This is a genomic window from Mesorhizobium sp. M7A.F.Ca.US.014.04.1.1 (assembly GCF_003998745.1).
Lineage (GTDB): Bacteria > Pseudomonadota > Alphaproteobacteria > Rhizobiales > Rhizobiaceae > Mesorhizobium > Mesorhizobium ciceri.
Window position 1 is genome coordinate 1 of record NZ_RZRW01000916.1, and the last position, 1,580, is coordinate 1,580.

The window sequence follows — 1,580 nt, forward strand, 5'->3', positions numbered from 1 at the left end:
GCGGGTTGGAGATCGCTTCGACGCTCGACGCTCTGGTCACCGGGAAAAAGAGCGATGTCGGCGGCGCGTTCCGCCTCGCCGAAGCCGTGGCCGGCCGCGATCAGGCGATCCAGTTCGATATCTTCAACCGCCGGGTGCTAGACCTGTTGTCGGACGCGGCAAGCCAGGCAGCACTGGCTGGCGATCTCGCACGAGCCAAAACGCTGTCGGACACTTGGCATGAGGCGCTGGACGCTATATCTGAGACCGATACTTACAATCTCGATAAGAAGCAGCACGCCTTGATCATGATCGACCGCCTGAATTCTGCAATGCGAATGTGACTGGGTTTCCTGGATCGGGATGGCAAATGCTGCCTCGATACGATATCCACCGCCACGCCTTTCCATTCAGACATTCATGACGGTTCATTCATGTCACGCGACAAATTCTACATCACCACCCCGATCTTTTATCCGAACGGCAAGCCGCATATCGGCCACGCCTATACGGTCATTGCAACCGACGCCCTGGCACGCTTCCAGCGCCTGGACGGCAAGGACGTCTTCTTCCTGACCGGCACCGACGAGCATGGCCTGAAGATGCAGCAAACTGCCGAGAAGGAAGGTATAACGCCACTGGCGCTGGCCGACCGCAATTCGGCGATTTTCCGCGCAATGACCGAGGCGATGGGCGGCTCGAATGACCAATACATTCGCACGACCGAACCGCGCCACTACGAATCCTGTCAGGCGATCTGGAAAGCGATGGCCGCCAATGGCGACATCTATCTCGACCGCTATAGCGGCTGGTATTCGGTGCGCCAGGAAGCCTATTTCGACGAGAGCGAGACGACGCTCGGCGACGACGGCGTGCGCCGCGAACCGCTTGGGTCGCCGGTCGAATGGAACGAGGAAGAAAGCTATTTCTTCCGGCTTTCCGCCTATCAGGACAAATTGCTGGCGCTTTATGAGAGCCAGCCCGACTTTGTCGGTCCGACCGAGCGCCGCAACGAGGTGCTCAGCTTCGTCAAGTCGGGGCTGAAGGATCTGTCGATCTCGCGCACGACCTTCAAATGGGGCGTGCCGGTGCCAGGCGACGACAAGCATGTGATGTATGTCTGGGTCGACGCCTTGACCAACTACATCACCGCCGCCGGCTATCCCGACACAAAGGCCGAGCAATGGCACTATTGGCCGGCCACGCACATCATCGGCAAGGACATTGTCCGCTTCCATGCGGTCTATTGGCCGGCATTTCTGATGTCGGCGGGCATCGAGTTGCCAAAGCGCGTCTTCGCGCATGGCTTCCTGTTCAACCGCGGCGAGAAGATGTCGAAATCTGTTGGCAACGTCGTCGATCCATTCGCGATGGTCGAGCACTACGGTCTCGACCAGGTGCGCTACTTCTTCCTGCGCGAGGTGCCGTTCGGTAACGATGGCAGCTACAGCCATGACGCGATCGTCAACCGCACCAATGCCGATCTTGCCAACGGTCTCGGCAACCTGGCGCAGCGTTCGCTGTCGATGATCGCCAAGAACTGCGGCGGCGTGGTGCCGCAGCGCGGCGAGCTGACGGATGCAGACAGAGCGATCCTGGAT

The 1,580-nt window shown here is 59.6% G+C and carries 1 protein-coding gene and 1 pseudogene; both read left to right on the forward strand.

What is annotated here, in order from left to right:
• A pseudogene (locus tag EOA22_RS33075) lies at positions 1 to 323 on the forward strand (DNA polymerase III subunit delta'); the annotation flags it as partial.
• A 90-nt stretch (positions 324 to 413) separates the two neighbouring features.
• A partial coding sequence (gene metG, locus EOA22_RS33080; RefSeq protein ID WP_127390578.1) for a methionine--tRNA ligase occupies positions 414 to 1,580 on the forward strand: 1,167 nt, incomplete at its 3' end.